The organism is Enterococcus hermanniensis (assembly GCF_001885945.1).
GTDB lineage: Bacteria > Bacillota > Bacilli > Lactobacillales > Enterococcaceae > Enterococcus_A > Enterococcus_A hermanniensis.
Genome location: NZ_JXKQ01000001.1, coordinates 95,091 through 114,691, shown reverse-complemented (window position 1 = coordinate 114,691; position 19,601 = coordinate 95,091). Strand labels below are relative to the sequence as shown.

At 39.8% G+C, this 19,601-nt stretch carries 21 protein-coding genes, 1 tRNA gene and 1 other annotated feature; of the genes, 20 read left to right on the top strand and 2 right to left on the bottom strand.

Annotated features, from left to right (window positions below; all coding sequences use genetic code 11):
• Positions 1-30: 30 nt before the first annotated feature.
• A complete protein-coding gene (locus tag RV04_RS00590; RefSeq protein WP_071856535.1) occupies positions 31-471 on the top strand; it encodes a MerR family transcriptional regulator in 441 nt (146 codons plus the stop codon).
• 57 nt (positions 472-528) lie between these two features.
• On the opposite strand, the gene RV04_RS00585 is transcribed toward RV04_RS00590, so the two are convergent.
• Positions 529-2,061 carry a YfcC family protein gene (locus RV04_RS00585; protein ID WP_071856534.1) on the bottom strand — a complete coding sequence of 511 codons (1,533 nt, stop codon included), beginning with the start codon at positions 2,059-2,061 and terminating at the stop codon, positions 529-531.
• A gap of 245 nt (positions 2,062-2,306) precedes the next feature.
• Here RV04_RS00585 and RV04_RS00580 point away from each other — a divergent pair, with 245 nt between their 5' ends.
• From RV04_RS00580 to upp, 6 genes are all read left to right on the top strand, one after another.
• Complete coding sequence (locus RV04_RS00580; protein WP_071856533.1) at positions 2,307-2,882, top strand: thymidine kinase; 576 nt, start codon at positions 2,307-2,309, stop codon at positions 2,880-2,882.
• A 95-nt stretch (positions 2,883-2,977) separates the two neighbouring features.
• Positions 2,978-4,051 carry a peptide chain release factor 1 gene (prfA, locus tag RV04_RS00575; protein ID WP_071856532.1) on the top strand — a complete coding sequence of 358 codons (1,074 nt, stop codon included), beginning with the start codon at positions 2,978-2,980 and terminating at the stop codon, positions 4,049-4,051.
• A complete protein-coding gene (gene prmC, locus RV04_RS00570) occupies positions 4,044-4,874 on the top strand; it encodes a peptide chain release factor N(5)-glutamine methyltransferase (RefSeq protein WP_071856531.1) in 831 nt (276 codons plus the stop codon). The genes prfA and prmC overlap by 8 nt, the downstream gene beginning before the upstream one ends.
• Before the next feature lie 177 nt (positions 4,875-5,051).
• A complete protein-coding gene (locus RV04_RS00565; RefSeq protein WP_071856530.1) occupies positions 5,052-6,062 on the top strand; it encodes an L-threonylcarbamoyladenylate synthase in 1,011 nt (336 codons plus the stop codon).
• A gap of 109 nt (positions 6,063-6,171) precedes the next feature.
• Positions 6,172-7,419, top strand: a complete 1,248-nt coding sequence (gene glyA / locus RV04_RS00560; protein ID WP_071856529.1) for a serine hydroxymethyltransferase — start codon at positions 6,172-6,174, stop codon at positions 7,417-7,419.
• 119 nt (positions 7,420-7,538) lie between these two features.
• The gene (gene upp, locus RV04_RS00555) at positions 7,539-8,168 is read left to right on the top strand and encodes a uracil phosphoribosyltransferase (protein ID WP_071856528.1); all 630 of its coding nucleotides are present in this window, start codon (positions 7,539-7,541) and stop codon (positions 8,166-8,168) included.
• A gap of 40 nt (positions 8,169-8,208) precedes the next feature.
• Here the strand turns inward: upp and RV04_RS00550 are convergent, their stop codons facing one another.
• Complete coding sequence (locus tag RV04_RS00550) at positions 8,209-8,445, bottom strand: hypothetical protein (RefSeq protein WP_071856527.1); 237 nt, start codon at positions 8,443-8,445, stop codon at positions 8,209-8,211.
• A 136-nt stretch (positions 8,446-8,581) separates the two neighbouring features.
• Here RV04_RS00550 and RV04_RS00545 point away from each other — a divergent pair.
• From RV04_RS00545 to sufU, 13 genes are all read left to right on the top strand, one after another.
• Positions 8,582-8,654, top strand: a tRNA-Thr gene (locus RV04_RS00545).
• Positions 8,655-9,003: 349 nt separating this feature from the next.
• A complete protein-coding gene (locus RV04_RS00540) occupies positions 9,004-9,690 on the top strand; it encodes a DNA-directed RNA polymerase subunit omega (RefSeq protein ID WP_071856526.1) in 687 nt (228 codons plus the stop codon).
• A gap of 118 nt (positions 9,691-9,808) precedes the next feature.
• A complete protein-coding gene (locus RV04_RS00535; RefSeq protein WP_071856525.1) occupies positions 9,809-10,429 on the top strand; it encodes a DUF1361 domain-containing protein in 621 nt (206 codons plus the stop codon).
• Between the two features lie 88 nt (positions 10,430-10,517).
• Positions 10,518-11,711: an FtsW/RodA/SpoVE family cell cycle protein gene (locus tag RV04_RS00530; RefSeq protein ID WP_071856524.1), complete on the top strand. Its 1,194-nt coding sequence runs from the start codon at positions 10,518-10,520 to the stop codon at positions 11,709-11,711.
• Positions 11,704-12,060 carry an arsenate reductase family protein gene (locus tag RV04_RS00525; RefSeq protein WP_071856523.1) on the top strand — a complete coding sequence of 119 codons (357 nt, stop codon included), beginning with the start codon at positions 11,704-11,706 and terminating at the stop codon, positions 12,058-12,060. The genes RV04_RS00530 and RV04_RS00525 overlap by 8 nt, the downstream gene beginning before the upstream one ends.
• Positions 12,061-12,393, top strand: a complete 333-nt coding sequence (locus RV04_RS00520) for a glycine cleavage system H family protein (RefSeq protein WP_071856522.1) — start codon at positions 12,061-12,063, stop codon at positions 12,391-12,393.
• Positions 12,394-12,456: 63 nt separating this feature from the next.
• Positions 12,457-12,709: a binding site (T-box leader), on the top strand.
• Positions 12,710-12,877: 168 nt separating this feature from the next.
• Entirely contained in the window at positions 12,878-13,912 is a 1,035-nt protein-coding gene (locus RV04_RS00515) for a methionine ABC transporter ATP-binding protein (protein WP_071856521.1), read from the top strand.
• Positions 13,905-14,591: a methionine ABC transporter permease gene (locus RV04_RS00510; RefSeq protein WP_071856520.1), complete on the top strand. Its 687-nt coding sequence runs from the start codon at positions 13,905-13,907 to the stop codon at positions 14,589-14,591. The genes RV04_RS00515 and RV04_RS00510 overlap by 8 nt, the downstream gene beginning before the upstream one ends.
• 74 nt (positions 14,592-14,665) lie before the next feature.
• A complete protein-coding gene (locus tag RV04_RS00505; RefSeq protein WP_071856519.1) occupies positions 14,666-15,508 on the top strand; it encodes a MetQ/NlpA family ABC transporter substrate-binding protein in 843 nt (280 codons plus the stop codon).
• Between the two features lie 244 nt (positions 15,509-15,752).
• Positions 15,753-16,523, top strand: a complete 771-nt coding sequence (sufC, locus tag RV04_RS00500) for a Fe-S cluster assembly ATPase SufC (protein ID WP_071856518.1) — start codon at positions 15,753-15,755, stop codon at positions 16,521-16,523.
• A 13-nt stretch (positions 16,524-16,536) separates the two neighbouring features.
• Positions 16,537-17,811 (top strand): Fe-S cluster assembly protein SufD, encoded by a 1,275-nt coding sequence (gene sufD, locus RV04_RS00495; protein WP_071856517.1) that lies wholly within the window; start codon positions 16,537-16,539, stop codon positions 17,809-17,811.
• Positions 17,811-19,046 (top strand): cysteine desulfurase, encoded by a 1,236-nt coding sequence (locus RV04_RS00490; RefSeq protein WP_071856516.1) that lies wholly within the window; start codon positions 17,811-17,813, stop codon positions 19,044-19,046. Before sufD ends, RV04_RS00490 begins: the two co-directional genes overlap by 1 nt.
• On the top strand, positions 19,033-19,506 hold the full coding sequence (sufU, locus tag RV04_RS00485) for a Fe-S cluster assembly sulfur transfer protein SufU (RefSeq protein ID WP_071856515.1): 474 nt from the start codon (positions 19,033-19,035) through the stop codon (positions 19,504-19,506). Before RV04_RS00490 ends, sufU begins: the two co-directional genes overlap by 14 nt.
• Positions 19,507-19,601 lie beyond the last annotated feature (95 nt).

Below are 19,601 nucleotides of genomic sequence, written 5' to 3'. Positions count from 1 at the left end.
ACTCCAGGTCAAGAAGGAAGCGTTAAAAAAATGAAAAAATATTTGATTGGTGATATCGCAGCGAAATATGGGATTTCTCAAGATACATTACGCTACTACGATAAAGCTGGATTACTGCCCTTTGTAAAGAAAAATGCCGCAGGTCGTAGAGAATTCACGGAAGATGACTTAGGCTATATCGAAGTGATTGATTGTTTGAAACGCTCGGGGATTCCTGTCAAGGAAATCGCCAAATTCATGGACTGGTGTGTTGAAGGAGACCAAACATTACCGCAGCGCTATACGTTTATGATCGAACAAGAAGCAGCCTTAGAGAAAAAAATACAGGAACTGCAAGCACAGCTTGATTTTTTACGTTGGAAGAAATGGTATTACCAGACTGCTAATGAAGCAGGAACGGAAACTATTTTCTTCAAACCAGGAACGCATCAGGTGGATGAAAAGTGGCATGAAAAATATTTGAAGCACTAAAAAATAAGCTGCGACCAAAGTAGAAAATACTTTGGTCGCAGCTTTTTTATCAAGCATTTAAATCAAGACGCCAACAGCTAATAGAACCAAAATCAAGACGATGATGATACCTAGTAATTTGCTGACAAATTTGATCCACTTATCAAAGCCAATATTTACAACGGATAGTGAAACTAAAATCAAGCCAGTTGGAGCGACTAAACCAATCAAGCCTTGTCCCCAGTTATAAGCATTTACGATCAATGCCCGATCGATACCCACGACATCTGCCAAAGGTGCCATGATCGGCATCGAAAGAACGGCTAAACCAGAAGAAGATTGGATGAAGAAGCCTAAGACGATATAGACTAAGAACATGAACCAAATAAAGATGACATTATTCATGCCGCTGATCGCATTGCTGAAGAAGTTCATGATTGTATCACTGATAAAGCTGTTTTCCATGACGATCCCAACGGAGCGCGCTAGACCTACGATCAAAGCAACACCCAAGAGATCCGCTGCACCAGTCACAAAGCTGTCGATGAATTTCTTTTCACCAAGGCCAGAAACAAATGCCAAAATATACGTTACCGCTAAGAAGACAACGGCGATCTCAGTGAAGTACCAACCAAGTTGTTGGACGCCATAGATCATGACGACGAAACCTAAAGCAAAAACAATTAATGAAAATTTTTGTCTACCGGTAAAATCAACATTGGCTAATTTCGTTTGGTCACCTAAGAAATGTTTACGATCACTTTCCGCTTGATCTGCGACCAGTGAGGTTTCCGGATTTAAACGAACTTTTTCTGCATAGCGAATCGTATAGATGATCGAGATACCGACTGCAGCGACCCACATCAAAATACGTAAAGGCATGCCCTCGGTAAAATTAATCCCTGCGGCATTGGACGCAATGACAGTGGAAAAAGGATTAATGGTCGAACTCATCGTTCCAATCGCCGTTCCTAAATAAATCGAAGCAACGGCGGTCAATGTATCATATCCTGCCAATAAGAAAATTGGGATCAAAATTGGATAAAAAGCGATCGTTTCTTCGGCTAGACCAAAGGTTGTTCCGCCAATCGCAATCAGGGTCGTCACGATCACGATCAACCATTTTTGTTTGCCTTTTAACTTTTCGGATAACCGCATCATTCCGGCGTCCATTGCACCAGTAGCGTTGACGATGCCGATCACCCCACCTAAAATCAAGATGAAGATCATGATATCGACACTTTCGGTGATCCCTTCAACTTGTGAACGTAAAAATTGGGTGATCGTGCCCGTTATCCCTCGTTTAGGTTTAACGATTTGTTCATAAGAATTGGGAATGGCTGCGGGACGGTAGATCGTGCCATCTCGGAATTTACTGACATCAATCCGAATTTTGTAGTCATCTAATGTTTGTTGTGTCGCGGGCTTCATGGTTGTTTTGTCATGAGCATCAGTAATCGCGAATTGATCTTTTCCGCTGTCATAAGTCAAGGTACTGTATTTTCCTGAGGGGATAAAAAATGTGAGTGCTTGAACCAAAATCAGTACAATGATGATGACTGTGTACGCGGAAGGGAAGCTACGGCGCTTCTTTTTAGCCGTTTGATCCATTAAAAAACCTCCTAAGTTAGTTTTGGATAATTAAATTTTATTAAAAGCACAAAACGCTCATTAAATAAAAAGTAATTATAATTAAATTATATCATTGAAGGATTGTTAACTTAAAAGATAATAGATGCTTCTATTTAAATTGTTAGAAATTTTCTCGTTGAAAGAATTCTATGAAAATTATTACTGTAAATAATTGTGCTTTTCCGCTATAATACGATAGGAACAAAAGGGAAAGGTGACAAGAAATGGCCCAGCTTTTTTTTAAATACGGTGCAATGAATAGTGGTAAGACGATCGAGATCTTAAAAGTCGCCCACAACTATGAAGAACAAAATAAGCCAGTAGTACTGATGACTAGTGGTTTAGATACGCGAGATGGAATAGGAACGATTTCGAGCCGAATCGGATTGAGCCGTCCTGCTGTCCCGATTTTTGCTGAAACGGATATTTTTACGTTTATTAAAAATCTAGATTACAAACCCTATTGCATCTTGATCGATGAATCGCAATTTCTATCGAAAGAGCATGTCGTACAATTAGCCAAAGTAGTGGATGAATTAGATATCCCAGTCATGGCATTTGGCTTGAAGAATGATTTTCGAAATGAAATGTTTGAAGGCTCAAAGTATTTGATCCTGTACGCTGATAAATTAGAAGAATTGAAAACGATTTGTTGGTTCTGTCATAAAAAGGCAACCATGAATCTCCATTATATCAATGGGCGTCCGGTCTATGAGGGCGATCAAGTCCAAATCGGCGGGAATGAAGCCTATTATCCAGTTTGTCGTAAACATTATTCACATCCTGAAATCATCGAGTAACGTATAATTAATAGTGAAAAGACCGCAGCACGAAAGTCTATTATTTTTTGAGCATTTTTAATCGGAATGAAAATGAATTAGGAGGAAATTTATCCATGTATGATCAATTACAATCAATCGAAGATCGTTACGAAGAGCTTGGCGAATTGTTAAGCGATCCAGAAGTCATCACAGATACAAAACGTTTCATGCAGCTTTCTAAAGAAGAAGCCAATACGCGTGATACTGTCGCGACCTATCGTCGTTACAAAAAAGTAGTCGAAGGTATCAGTGACACAGAAGAATTATTAGGTGAAAATCTAGATCCCGATATGGCTGAAATGGCCAAAGAAGAATTGTCAGATTTAAAGAAAGAAAAAGAAGTATTAGAAGAAGAAATTAAGATTCTTTTATTACCTAAAGATCCTAATGATGACAAAAACATTATCATGGAAATCCGCGGAGCTGCTGGTGGTGATGAAGCCGCATTATTTGCAGGCGATCTATTCAACATGTACCAACGTTATGCAGAAAGCCAAGGCTGGAAAACTGAAGTCATGGAAGCCAATGTGACAGGAATCGGCGGATACAAAGAAGTGATCATGATGATTTCTGGCGATAATGTCTATTCAAAATTAAAATATGAAAGTGGCGCTCATCGTGTACAACGCGTCCCTTCAACAGAATCTCAAGGTCGGATCCACACGTCTACTGCCACAGTTGTTATCATGCCGGAAGCAGAAGAAGTCGAAATCGATATGGCAGACAAAGATATTCGTACCGATATCTATCATGCATCTGGGGCTGGTGGACAACACGTCAATAAAACAGCTTCTGCTGTTCGTTTGACTCACCTTCCAACAGGGATCGCTGTGGCGATGCAAGATGAACGGTCACAAATCAAAAACCGCGAAAAAGCAATGAAAATTTTACGAGCACGGGTATATGATAAGATCCAACAAGAAGCACAAAGCGAATACGATGCAAATCGTAAATCAGCAGTTGGTACGGGAGATCGTTCTGAACGAATCCGGACGTATAATTTCCCACAAAACCGTGTGACCGATCACCGTATCGGTTTGACGATCCAAAAATTAGATCAAATCTTAGCAGGTAAGCTAGATGAGATTGTTGATGCCTTAATTATGTATGATCAAACCAAAAAATTGGAAGATATGCAAAATGGCTAAAACTTATGTAGAAGTCCTGTCAGGGGCTTCTTCTTTTTTAGAAGCAGCTGGCAAAGAAGGCTACGCGATCGAATATTTATTTTTGGCACGTAAAAATTGGGACAAAACCCAATGGTTGATCCATATGCGAGATGAAATTTCTTTAGCCGATGAGCAACAGATCAAAGCAGATGTGGCAGAATTGCTGAAAAATATTCCACCACAATATTTATTGGGCTATGAGTACTTTTTTGATCATCGCTTCAAAGTGACGGAAGCCACTTTGATTCCCCGTCCAGAAACAGAGGAATTGGTGGATCTATGCTTAAAGGATAATCTAAACAAACCCAAAAAAGTGGTTGATATTGGCACTGGAACTGGGGCAATCGCGATTAGTTTGAAAGCGGCTCGTCCTGAATGGCAAGTCACAGCTGTCGATATTTCAGCAGCAGCACTGGCTGTAGCTAAAGAAAATGCGGAAACAATCGGGGTTGAAATTGATTTTAAATTAAGTGATGTGTTATCTGCAATCACTGAAAAACAAGATATCATTATTAGTAATCCACCATATATTAGTCAAGCTGAGTGGCATTTGATGGATGAGAGTGTTCGGACCTATGAACCCAAAACAGCATTATTTGCTGAAAATGATGGTTTAGCAATTTATCAAAAAATCGCACAAGAAAGTCAGGCATTATTACAGCCTGAGGGAATGATCTTTCTAGAAATTGGTTTTCAGCAAGGCAAAGCAGTCAAAGAATTATTTCAAAAGGCGTTTCCTGAGAAATGTGTTGAGGTCCGTCCAGATATGATGGGGAACGATCGAATGGTCATTGTCCGTTAAAATTATTTTTAGCAAACAAAATGATAAAAAAACATTGATTTAAAAGGCTTACAAAACCTAAAAAGTTATCAACATGGTTATGCACACTTGACTTATTTACTATCCACAATGTGGGGGTAACTAAAAGACGGATGTTTTTAAATCAATCAAAATATAAAAGGGAGCTGTGGAGAAACTGTGGAAACGAAAATTTTTCAATCAGATCAACTAGATCAAGCGGCAGAATTATTGCGTCAAGGAGAATTGGTGGCCTTTCCAACGGAAACCGTCTATGGATTAGGAGCTAATGCGCTTTTACCAACTGCGGTAAAACAAGTTTTTGCGGTCAAAGGTCGTCCAAGCGACAATCCGCTGATCGTCCATGTAGCGGATTTTACAATGACTAAAGAATTTGTTGAAAGCTATCATCCGCTCACCGAAAAAATCATTAAAAACTTTTGGCCAGGACCGTTGACATTGATTTTTAAAATCAAAAAAGATAGTCTTAGCCCGATTGTGACGGGTGGGTTATCCACAGCTGCCTTTCGGATGCCAGATAATAAAAAAACATTGTCTTTAATTGAAAAAACGCAAGCGCCTTTAGTTGGGCCAAGTGCAAATACCTCAGGTAAACCGAGTCCGACTACTGCTTTACATGTATATCATGATTTAAATGGAAAAATCGCTGGAATTTTAGATGATGGTGCTACGTCGATTGGAGTTGAATCAACCGTGTTAGATTTAAGTGGTGATACACCGACGATTTTACGACCAGGGGCTGTAACGCAAGAAAAATTAGCCGCAATCTTAGGCATTGAAGTTCCTTTGGATAAGCATTTAGTATCAGAAAGTGAAACACCAAAAGCACCGGGAATGAAATACAAACATTATTCTCCAGATACCGATGTTTTGATGGTTCAACCAAATGACTGGGATGAAGCCATGGCTTGGGCGCAAGAAAATAATCAAAAAGTGGGTTTGTTGGTTTCGCCAACGATTGCAGATAAATACCTTTCGGCAGATCGGTTTGTATTTGCAGATGATACGATTGAAGCTGCGACACGCGGGTTGTTCAGTGGATTGCGGGCGTTGGATGAAGCGGATAAAGTCGATTTGATTTTTGCTCAAGTTTTCCCAGAAGATCATTTAGGTTTGGCCTATATGAATCGGTTGAAAAAAGCCGCCGGACAAAAATATTTTGCAAAATAGGCGTTGTTGATCAGAAAAATGGTTTGGGGAAAAAATAGAAACAGAAAATTCGATTATCTGCATGATCTTTCGTATACTTAAAACATGAAAATGAAAAGGTGGCGGTAGGATGGATTACAAAACACTAGATCCCGAACTATGGGGAGCTATCGAAAAAGAAGCCCAACGGCAAGAGCAGAATATTGAGTTGATTGCCTCTGAAAATATTGTGTCAGAAGCAGTTCGAGCAGCACAAGGTAGTGTTCTAACGAATAAATACGCGGAAGGCTATCCTGGCCGACGCTATTATGGCGGTTGCGAATTTGTGGATGTCGTTGAAAATTTAGCGATTGATCGAGCGAAAGCTTTGTTTGATGCAAAGTATGTCAATGTTCAAGCGCACTCAGGTTCTCAGGCAAATCAAGCCGCATATTTTGCATTGATCCAACCTGGTGACACTGTTTTAGGAATGGATCTATCTGCGGGTGGGCATTTAACCCATGGTTCACCGGTCAATGTTAGCGGGAAATTATACAACTTTGTTAGTTATGGGGTCGATCCTCATACAGAAACGATTGACTATGAAGTCGTTCGTATTTTAGCGCGCAAACATCAGCCAAAATTGATTGTTGCTGGTGCCAGTGCTTATAGTCGGACGATTGATTTTGCGCGTTTTCGTGAAATCGCGGATGAGATCGGGGCAAAATTAATGGTCGATATGGCACATATTGCCGGCTTAGTTGCTACAGGTCTTCACCCTAATCCAGTTCCGTATGCAGATATCGTCACGTCAACTACTCATAAAACATTACGCGGTCCACGAGGCGGATTGATTTTGACTAATGACCCCGAGCTTGCAAAAAAAATCAACAGTGCGGTTTTTCCTGGTTTACAAGGTGGTCCCTTAGAGCACGTCATCGCAGCAAAAGCGGTCGCTTTCAAAGAAGCCTTGGCGCCATCGTTTAAAGAGTATAGTGAGCAAGTATTGAAAAATGCTGAAACTATGGTAAAAGTATTCAATCAAACACCAGAAACAAGGGTCGTTTCAGGGGCTAGCGATAACCATTTGATGTTAGTTGAAGTCAGTGGTTTTGATGTCACCGGCCGTGAAGCAGAAGAGTTGTTAGACACGGTTCATATCACCGTCAATAAAAATTCAATTCCTTTTGAAACAAAGAGTTTTAAAGAAACAAGTGGGATTCGCGTTGGGACACCGGCCATCACAAGCCGTGGCTTTAAAGAAGCGGATGCGAAACAAGTTGCTGAATTGATCGTCGAAACCTTACGTTCAAAAGGTGATGAAGAAAAATTAGTAGAAATTCGTCAAGCAGTTTTAGCATTAACAGAATCTCATCCAATTCAAGGGGAATTAGACTAGTTTTCTTTCTGCAATTGTCTTATAATAGGAGAAATGCAGAATAAAAGGTGTTTATTTTCTGATTGATTTTAATCAAAATAGAAAACTAACGCAATCAAATGAATAAGGAGCAATTAATTATGGGCAAGTTTCAAGTAATTGATCATCCACTGATCCAACACAAATTAACAATTATTCGTGATAAAAATTGTGGAACGAAAGTTTTTCGTGAAGTCGTTGATGAAATCGCGATGTTAATGGCGTATGAAGTCTCACGTGATATGCCATTAGAAGATATCGAGATCGAAACACCGATCACACCATCAACACAAAAAACATTATCAGGTAAAAAAGTTGCCATCGTTCCGATCTTACGTGCGGGTATTGGCATGGTAGACGGAATCTTAGAATTGATTCCAGCTGCTAAAGTCGGACATATCGGAATGTTCCGTGATGAAGAAACGTTCGAACCACATGAATATTTCTTTAAAATGCCTGAAGATATCGATAGCCGTCAATTATTTATCGTTGATCCAATGTTAGCAACTGGTGGTTCAGCAATCATGGCTATTGATTCATTGAAAAAACGTGGGGCTTCAAACATGAAATTTGTTTGTTTAGTTGCTGCGCCAGAAGGTGTCAAAGCGTTACAAGAAGCACATCCAGATGTAGATATCTACACTGCGGCATTAGATGAACGTTTAAATGAACAAGGCTACATCGTTCCTGGTCTGGGCGATGCCGGGGATCGTTTATTCGGTACAAAATAAGAAAAAAGCGAACCGCTCAGCGGTCCGCTTTTTTTTGAATCTAAATCTTTTCCATTTGTTTGTAATTGATCACTGCAACACCATTAGACTGAACAATCAAGTCTTCATTGTCTTGCTTTTCATCAATTTCAACAATTGCTGCGTTTTTCAATTGTTTCGTGACGATCCCAGTTTGGGATTTGCCGCGTAAAGCGAACATGACGTGTGTCTTGACTGGAAATTCTTTTCCAGCTTCGGAAGGATCAACGTGTGTTTCAATTTTGCCAAATGTAGCCATCTGTTTCAACCGCCTCCTTTTGTATCACATAACTTATTTTAGCATATTTTCAAGAATTTTTCATGTAATCGCTTTTTGATTATAAAATCACTTTACTTTTTGGAGAAAGTTCTCTATAATTTTCTTGTATAGAAAGGCCAGCTTAGCTCAGTTGGTAGAGCAACGCACTCGTAACGCGTAGGTCACAGGTTCAAATCCTGCAGCTGGCATCTTAGTTTAAAACGACTTGATCAATAATTTATTGATCAAGTCGTTTTTTTTTTACTTTGCTCATTTAATCTGGCGCAATAATGAATAAAAAACGTTGTTTATCCAAAATGAGAAAGGTTTTATTGGAAATCCGCAGTAAATATTGTATTCGTCATTTAATAAATAATCTTTTTTCGAAATGGTATATAGTGAATTTTGAATTAATTAACATAGATATAATTTTATTTTAATCTTTGACAATTGTTAAAGTCCTAAAAAATTATATTTGTTATTGACTATTCCTAACTATATCGATAATATAATATTTGCTATTAAATATTTTAATATTTATAAGGAGAAAACTAAATAATGAAAAAGAAACATTATGTATTAATGACGGTTGCAATGTTGGTAATAATGATTGGTATGGCCGGGAAGCATTATGCAGATAACATAATCATTTGGGGTGGCGAGGACAATATCTCAACGATTAACGACAACTTAGACAAATTGAACACCTCCTTGTCGACCAAAGATCAACAAATTGCACAATTGACGACTAGAACAGCAACCAACCAAACGCAACTTGACCAAGCAATCAAAGATCGTGATACTTACAAACAACAAGCAGATACGTTAAAAAGTGAACGTGATCAATTAGCTAGTGACAAAACAAGTCTTACTGCTCAATTAAACGGGAAAGATTCAGAGCTTGCAGCCAAGCAAAATGAAATCCAAACAAAATTGGCAGAAATTGAACAAAAAAACCAAGAAATCCAACGATTGAATACCGAGATGAATGCAAAAGTAGATGCAGCAAACCAAAAGGTCAATGAATTGCAAGCAACTTATGATTCATTGAACACAAAATTAAATCAAGCGATGAGCGATAAAACTGCTGTCGAAGCGGAATTAGCAACAACAAAACAAAAATTAACTGAAGCTACGCAAGAAAATACTAACTTAAGAGCTTATATTGATAAGCTTGAAAAAGCTAAAGCAGATGTAAAAACGACTGCAGATAAATCACAACAAATCGTCGACCAACATAAATAAAGTAAACAACTCTCTACATATAATAGTAGGGAGTTTTTTTATTAGGGATTTTTAGAGCCTAATTTTAGGATTTATGCTATCGTAATAGATAGAAAAAGAAATAGAATAAAGGAGAGTTATGCAAAAGAATTATGGGTTTCATCTAGGCGTCATTCTTTACATCGTAGGAATGAGCTTTTTTCAACAGACATTTTCTTTTATGGGATTGAATGTTTTCTTGGCTTGGCTGCCAATCGTGTTTGGGCAACTTTTTATGAAGCTCGATTCTGGGTGGCATTGGTTGCTGGGGCTATTATGGCTATTATTTTTCCCGAATATTCCGTATCTACTGACGGATCTTTTCTATCTAACTAGTTTGGATATTTATCGACCAAACGGTTTGTTCAGCGCCACGTTTCCAGACTGGTGGTCCTTTTTATTGTTGGTGTTGCCGATTTTGATGATGGTCTTTATTGGAATGGGTCAGGTCTTTAGTTTATTGAAAACAGTAACTTTGGATTTAAAACAACAAGTAGCTAGTTTGACGATACTTGCGTTTTTGTCAGGAATTGCAGTCTATATCGGTCGTTTCGAACGAATCCACTCGATTGAATTGCTTATTCATCCAATAAAAACAGTGACTTTGTTGATCGGAGATTGGAGTATGGCGAAAGTTCAATTTGTAGCGCTCTATAGTTTTATCCAGTTAAGTATTTGGGGCTTGATTTATTTTTTACAAAAAATGTCCAAAGAAGAATAAAGATTTTACAAAGACAACGATGCTGACTTTTCTTTCTGGAAAAAAGTGTCTATAATAAGGCGAGTACACTGTGGAAAAGAGATGAAAAATGGATAGCTTAAGAAAAAACAATGATAGTCGTATTGATTACGGCGTTATTTTACCTGTGTTCATATTATGTTTGGTAGGGATGCTTTCCCTGTATGTGGCGTTGACCCACGACCCAAGAGATCCTAATATTTTTCGAAATATGGTCATGCAAGGCGTATGGTATCTGGTAGGAGCTTTAGCAGTTGGTATTATTATTCATTTTGACGCAAAGCTTTTATGGCGGATAACGCCCTTTTTATATGTGATCGGTTTAGCCGTCATGTTAGCATTACTGAAGTATTATGATCCGACATTAGCCGCTTCGACAGGCTCAAAAAACTGGTTTAAGATTGGTTCTTTGACGTTCCAACCGGCCGAACTTATGAAGATCGCATATATTTTGATGATGGCTTTAATCATTACTAAACATAGTGTGGCTCATAAGGTTCGTTCGTTAAAAAGTGATTTTGGTTTGATTTTTAAAATGGTATTGGTTTCGATCCCTGTATTTGGTTTAGTTTTAGCCCAAAAAGACTTCGGGACGATGCTAGTCTTTCTGGCCATTTTTGCCGGCATGTTTTTGATGTCTGGTATTTCATGGTTGATTATCGTTCCAGTGATCGTTGCTGCTGTTGTCCTTGGCGGATCGGTTATTTTCTTAGTAACGACGGACGCAGGTCGCGAGTTGCTGACGCATGTTGGGTTTAAAAACTATCAATTTGCACGAATCGATTCGTGGATTGATCCTTTCCATGACCCTCAAGGAAAAAGTTTCCAATTGGCGCATTCATTGATGGCGATTGGTTCTGGCGGGATGTTAGGAACTGGTTATAATGTCAGTCATGTCTATGTTCCTGTCCGTGAATCGGATATGATCTTTACCGTGATCGGTGAAAACTTCGGTTTTGTCGGTGGCGCATTTGTGATTTTACTGTATTTTATTTTGATTTATCGGATGATTCGTTTATGCTTTGATATGAATAATGAGTTTTATGCGTATATTGCTTCTGGAATCGTTATGATGATGTTGTTCCATGTATTTGAAAATATCGGGGCAAACATTGGTCTATTACCGTTAACGGGGATTCCATTGCCGTTTATCAGTCAAGGGGGATCTTCGATTTTAGGAAACATGATCGGGATCGGTTTGATTCTCTCAATGCGCTATCAAAGTGCTGACAAACAACCTATCAGGAGGACACGACGTGCTTAAATTTTATTGGTACCCAAAATGTTCGACTTGTCGCAAAGCCAAAACATGGCTAGATCAACAAGGAGTCGCTTATGAAACGATCGATTTGATCGAGGCAACTCCGTCAAATGCGGATTTTGAACAATGGATTAGTCAAAGTGACTTGCCGATTCGCCGTTTCTTTAATACCAGCGGCATGAAGTACCGTGAATTAGGTCTGAAAGATAAAATCGCAGATCTTTCAGTCACTGAAGCAAGTGAGTTATTAGCTAGTGACGGGATGCTAGTCAAGCGCCCATTGCTGATCAAAAATGATCAATTTTTGATCAATGGATTCAAAGAAGAAACTTACGAAGGAGCGTTTAAATAAATGAGTTACTTAAAGAAACAAGAAGGACTATGGATTTTACATAACGATAAAGACTATTGCATGGGATTGACCGCTGAGATGTCAGAAACATTAGGTGAAGTTACGTTCATCTCTTTACCAAAAATCGGCCAAACAATTAAAGCCGGCGAACCTTTTATTGAGATCGAAGCAGAAAAAGCTGTTCAAGAATTCAAAAGTCCCTTAACAGGTGTCGTATCTTCTGTCAGTGAAAAAGTCCAAGCAGATCCTGCGGCCTTGAACACAAAAGAAGAGTTAGATGCCTGGATATTATCATTGCGTGAAGTAGACGAAGCAGAGTTTGAAAATTTATAAAGAAAATTTTCAATTCGTGTTTGACATGCTAATAATTGCCTGATATAATCCTTTCATACACATGAGAAAGCGATGAAAAGAAAAGTACATCTGATTAAAGTACAAAGAGAGCTCCTGTATGCTGAGAGGGAGTTATGGAAATGAGATGGAAAATGGTCTTTGAGCGGGATAGACGAGACACAGTTAAGTCTATCACGGGAGTGCCCGTTATAGCACCTCAGTATGCGCAAGTTGCAAGTACTGGTAGAGGTCGTGATCGTAAGGTCAGGATAAATTTTAGGTGGTAACACGGAAGTCAAAAGCTTTCGTCCTAAGTGTACAATAGTACATTTATGGACGGGGGCTTTTTTTGTTAGTCTTAGGCAGACAAGCATAAAACGCAGTATGCAAATGAACGGACTATTTTTCAACAACTTGGTAAAATAGTTACATAATTAAGAGTTAGCTATAAGCTATCCGCTTATCTAGAAGGGAAGTCAGAAACATGGCATTGATTGAATTAAATCAAGTGGGGAAAAGTTTCGCTGGCAAAAAAGGAACGATCCACGCAGTCAATGGAATCAATTTAACAATCGAGGAAAAAGATGTGTATGGCATCGTCGGTTATTCCGGAGCAGGAAAAAGTACATTGGTTCGCTTATTGAATGGTTTAGAAACACCAACTGACGGCCAAGTGATCGTCAATGGCGAAGATGTAGCAAAATTACAAGGAGCAGCATTAAGAAGCTTTCGTAAAAAAGTTGGGATGATCTTCCAACATTTTAATCTGTTATGGTCACGTACAGTGATCGAAAATATTCAGCTACCACTAGAATTGGCGGGGGTAGCAAAAGAACAACGTCAGAAAAAAGCGGAAGAATTATTGAGTTTAGTGGGACTTGATGGCCGTGGGGACGCTTATCCTTCCCAATTATCCGGAGGACAAAAACAACGGGTCGGGATCGCTAGAGCATTAGCCAATGATCCAGATATCCTCCTTTGTGATGAAGCAACCAGTGCATTGGATCCACAAACGACGGAAGAAGTTTTGGAATTATTAGCCAATATCAATCAAAAATTAGGTTTAACGATCGTATTGATCACTCATGAAATGAATGTGATCCGTAAAATTTGTAACAAAGTCGCTGTGATGGAACTTGGAAAAATCGTCGAAGAAGGATCTGTTCGTGAAGTTTTCCGTCATCCACAACAGGAAGTGACCAAGATTTTCGTCCAACAAGATTTAGAACCAAAAGCAGATCCATCTGCTTTACTCGCCGAATTTATCAAAGAAAATCCAACGGGCACGTTAGCAACCTTGAATTTCTTGGAAAACAATGCGAATGAACCAGTTGTTTCACAAGCAATCCGTCAATTCCCCATCAACATCAGCATTGTTTACGGGAATATCGAACGAGCAACGGGAAGCTCTTTTGGCACATTGACTGTTCAGTTGACGGGTGAACCAAAAGAAGTCGATCAAGCGATTCGCTTTATAGAAAGTCAACAAGTTGGCGTGGAGGTGCTGCACCGTGGATAAAAGTTTTACAGAAACCTATTTAAATTTCCAACAAGTATCGTGGGATACATTAAAAGAAGCCATCAATGATACGTTGTTCATGACGATTATTTCAATGGTCATCGTTTTCATATTAGGCTTATTATTAGGCTTACTACTTTACTCATTAGGTCGAAAACATTCAAGTGCGCGCAGTATTTTATACGGATTGGTTTCGATCATCAGTAATATTTTCCGCTCAACGCCATTCATGATCTTGATGGTTTTGATCATTCCATTTACCAAAAGTTTAGTCGGAACGATGTTAGGAGCGAAAGCGGCAATTCCAGCGTTAGTACTTTCAGCCGCACCCTTTTATGCTCGTTTAGTAGAGATCGCCTTTCGTGAAGTTGACTCAGGCGTTTTAGAAGCAGCAGATGCGATGGGCGCAAGTTATTTCCAAACGATTTGGAAAGTTTTGATTCCTGAAAGTCTGCCAGCGTTGATTTCTGGTTTGACAGTTACATCAGTTTCAATGATCGGATTTACAGCTATGGCCGGTGCGATCGGGGCCGGTGGTCTTGGTGCATTAGCTTGGCAAGAAGGCTATCAACGCGGAAACTATACGGTCACTTTAGTAGCTACCGTGATCATTCTATTGATCGTATTCATCGTTCAAGGAATCGGGGACTTCTTAACAAAGAGAACCGATAAGCGTTAATTTCACTCGTGGGGTAACAGTAAGAATTTTTTCTTATTAAAAATAAAAAACAGTCAATTTAGGGGGAACCAGCAATGAAAAAGAAATTTTTAGGTTTTGCAGCAGTAGCATTATTAACAGTCGGCTTAGCCGCTTGTGGGAACAGTAGCTCAAGCTCTTCTGATAGTAGTAGTAAAAAAGATAGCGATACTTTAGTTGTCGGTGCTTCACCAACACCGCATGCTGAAATCTTGGAACACATCAAACCGTTACTTGAAAAAGAAGGCATGAAACTAGAAATCAAAAAATTCGATGACTATGTTTTACCAAACAAAGCGTTAGCTGATGGCGATATCGATGCTAACTACTTCCAACATAAACCATTCTTTGACAAAGCCGTAAAAGAAAATGATTATAAATTTACGGATGCTGGTGCGATCCATATCGAACCAATGGGCTTATATTCTAAAAAAATCAAAGACATCAAAGATTTGAAAGATGGCGCAACGATCATTACTTCAAACTCTGAGTCTGACTGGGGCCGAATCATCACGATCTTACAAGATGCGAATTTAGTCAAAGTTAAAGATGGTGTTGATTTAGAAACAGCCACTTTCGATGATATTGCTGAAAACCCTAAAAACTTGAAATTTGAACATTCTATCGATCCAGCATTGCTTGCTACGACTTACAACAATGACGAAGGCGACTTAGTTGCGATCAATGCCAACTTCGCTTATGGCGCGGGGCTAAACCCAGTCAACGATGCTTTGTTACTTGAAAAAGACAACTCACCATATGCCAACATCATTGCGGTTCGTACAGAAGATAAAAATGATGCGCGAATCAAAAAATTGATCAAAGTTTTACGTGAAAAAGATGTTCAAGACTGGATCTTGAAAAAATGGGACGGTTCTGTAAAACCCGTGGAAGAATAAGAAGTACTGACACCGAAGGGAAACATCCTTTCGGTGTTTTTTTGTCACAATAGGTTTGTAAATAAGAGCTACAATAATGAAGGATTTTATTGTTTGCAGAAGATTTAAATTGCAAGCGAACATAATTATAATAATTCTAAATAAATAGTCGTTTTTGAAAAGAAATTATGCGAATCAATTTGTATTCCATTCTCATTTAGATTAAAATGTGTGAGAACGAGAAAAAATATTTGGAGGTACTTTCATGTCAGTTTTAGAAATCAAAGACTTACACGTAGCCATTGACGATAAAGAAATTTTAAAAGGCGTTAACCTAGTAATGAAGACTGGCGAAATCCACGCCATCATGGGACCAAACGGTACAGGGAAATCAACATTGTCTGCTGCTATCATGGGCAACCCAAACTATGAAGTCACACAAGGGGAAATCCTGTTTGACGGTAAAAATATTTTGGACTTAGAAGTCGACGAACGTGCGCGTTTGGGCTTATTCTTAGCAATGCAATACCCAAGTGAGATCCCAGGAATCAGTAATGCTGAGTTCATGCGTGCTGCGATGAATGCACGTCGTGGTGAAGACGATAAAATCTCAGTGATGCAATTCTTGAAAAAATTAGATAAAAAAATGGAATTATTGAATATGCCGGAAGAAATGGCAGAACGCTATTTAAATGAAGGTTTCTCGGGTGGAGAAAAGAAACGTAATGAAATTTTACAATTATTGATGATCGAACCAACCTTTGCGATCTTAGATGAAATCGACTCTGGGTTAGACATTGATGCCTTAAAAGTTGTGTCTCGCGGTATCAACGAAATGCGCGGTGAAAATTTTGGCGCTTTGATCATTACTCACTACCAACGTCTATTGAACTACATCGTACCAGATGTGGTCCATATCATGATGGAAGGCCGTGTGGTCTTAACTGGAGATGCGGATCTTGCACGCCGTTTAGAAGCAGAAGGCTATGCAGGAATCTCTGCTGAATTAGGTATCGAATACAAAGAAGAAGTTTAGGAGGGCAAGATAGATGAAAAAATGGACAGAATATCTTGAGGCCGTCAAAGCATACTCTGCTGAATGGGCCGAACCTCAATGGATGACCGACTTACGTGTCAATGCGTTGAATAAAATCGACGAATTGCCATTGCCTGTCATCGAAAAAGTAAAATTCGCGCGTTGGAATCTGTACAACGTGAAACCAGAACATCAAGAAATCGGTGGAACGATCCCAAGCTTTGATGAAATGAAAGACAATCCTATCATTGTCCAAGCTGGTGAAACTACGATTTTTGAACAAATCTCACCAAAATTGGTCGAACAAGGAGTGATCTTCACTGATTTAGTGACAGCACTTCAAGAATACCCTGAATTGGTACAAGAATATTACATGCAAAAAGCCGTACCAGTTGAAGAAAATACGATGACCGCTTTACATGCAGCTTTCATGAACAATGGTGTGTTCTTATATGTTCCTAAAAATGTTGTGATCGAAGAGCCTATCGAAAGTCTATTCTTACACAACGGCAATGACGATGCGCACTTTTTCAAGCATGTCTTGATCGTAGCGGAAGCCAACAGTGAATTTTCTTACTTAGAGCGTTTTGAATCTCAAGGTGTTGAAGCGAAGAAACTTTCTGGGAACGTGGTCGTTGAAGTAATTGCCAAACCAGGTGCCCGCGTGAAATTCTCAGCGATCGATGCCTTAGGGGCCAATATCGCAACGTACATGAATCGCCGTGGTTATTTGATGCGCGATTCAATGATCGATTGGGCAATCGGAATCATGAATGATGGCAATGTGATCGCAGACTTTGATTCAGATTTAGTCGGCGAAGGGTCGCATTCAGAAGTAAAAATCGTTGCTATCAGTACAGGAAAACAAATTCAAGGAATCGATACACGTGTAACGAACAAAGCACCACACACGATCGGTCACATCTTACAACATGGAGTTATTCTTGAAAAATCAACCTTGACATTCAACGGGATCGGTCACATCTTAAAAGGCGCAAAAGGAGCAGATGCGCAACAAGAAAGCCGTGTGTTGATGTTGTCTGAAAAATCTCGTGGCGACGCCAACCCGATTCTTTTGATTGATGAAAATGAAGTTACTGCCGGCCATGCAGCCAGTGTTGGTCGTGTCGATCCGGAAGAATTATTCTATTTGATGAGCCGTGGATTAGAAAAAGCAGCTGCTGAACGTTTGGTGATCCGTGGTTTCTTAGGACCTGTGATCACAGCGATCCCTGTAAAAGCTACGCAAGAACAATTGATTGATCGGATCGAAGGGAAGTTGAACTAATGAAAGATTTTGCTACGATCAGAAATGATTTTCCGATTCTTTTTCAAGAAGTCAATGACGAACCATTAGTCTATTTGGACAATGCAGCAACCACCCAAAAACCGAAACAAGTCTTGGATGTTTTACGTCATTACTATGAAACGGATAATGCGAATGTTCATCGCGGCGTCCATACACTTGCTGAACGTGCAACCGCTGATTATGAAAAGAGTCGCGAAAAAGTTCGCGCGTTCATCAATGCCAACGAAACGGCCGAAGTTCTGTTTACTCGTGGGACAACGACGGGTTTGAATTGGTTGGCGCGTAGCTATGGTGATGCGTTTATTAAAGCTGGAGATGAAATCGTCATCTCTTATATGGAACACCACTCAAACATTATTCCGTGGCAACAATTGGCTCAACGAAGCGGCGCGATCTTACGCTACTTGCCATTGACAGCCGAAGGTTTTATCGATCTGGCTGAAGCCAAAAAAATCATCAATGAAAAAACAGCGATCGTCTCTTTAGCGTATGTCTCAAATGTTTTAGGCGTGATCAATCCGATCAAAGAGTTGGCAACACTTGCGCATAGCAATGATGCAATCATGATCGTCGATGGGGCCCAAGCAACACCGCATATGCAGGTGGACGTGCAAGCACTGGACGCAGATTTCTTTGCCTTTAGCGGGCATAAAATGTGCGGACCGACCGGAATCGGTGTATTATATGGCAAACGTTCGTTATTAGAACAGATGGAACCGGTCGAATTCGGCGGTGAAATGATTGATTTTGTTCGTCTGTATGAAAGTACCTGGAAAGAGCTACCTTGGAAATTTGAAGCCGGTACACCAAACATTGCCGGTGCAATTGCCTTAGGCGGAGCGATCGATTACTTGAATGAGATCGGGATGGACAACATTCATCAGTACGAACAAGAATTAGTCGCTTATGTCTTGCCCAAATTACACGCAATTGGCGGCGTAACGATCTATGGACCGCAAGATCCAGAACATCATACGGGAGTGATCGCCTTTAATTTAGATGGCATCCACCCACATGATGTCGCGACGGCACTAGATATGGAAGGCGTAGCGGTAAGAGCCGGGCACCATTGTGCGCAACCATTAATGAACTATTTAGATGTATCTGCGACGGCGCGGGCCAGCTTCTATTTCTATAATACGAAAGCAGATGCGGACCGTTTAGTCCAAGCAATCCAAGCTACAAAGGAGTTTTTCAAAGATGGCGCTAACTAGATTAGACAACTTATATCGACAAGTAATCTTGGATCACTCAGCTCATCCTCATCATCGCGGCAAATTAGATGAATCGACCAAGACGATCGAGATGAACAATCCGACGTGCGGCGACGTGATCGAACTTGAATTGATCGTTGAAGAGGGCATCATCAAGGACATCGCTTTTACTGGTAGCGGCTGTTCGATCTCAACGGCCAGCGCATCAATGATGACGGATGCAGTGATCGGTAAACCTGTTTCAGAAGCTGAACATTTAGCGGTGATTTTTGCTCAAATGGTTCAAGGCAATGAGATTCCCGCAGCGGATGAAGACGCATTAGGCGACGCAGCGATGCTTAGCGGTGTGGCGAAATTCCCGGCTCGAATCAAATGCTCGACTTTGGCCTGGAAAGCCTTAGGGAAAGCTTTGACAGATGAACAAGGAAAAGCCCGTGAAGGACAACTGCATAAAGATTAAATAAAACATTTTTCGTTTTTTTGAAAAATGAATACTTAAATAGGAATAAGGATGTCAGCTCTGCTTTTCACAGTTTTCTAGAAGCTAAAAATGTT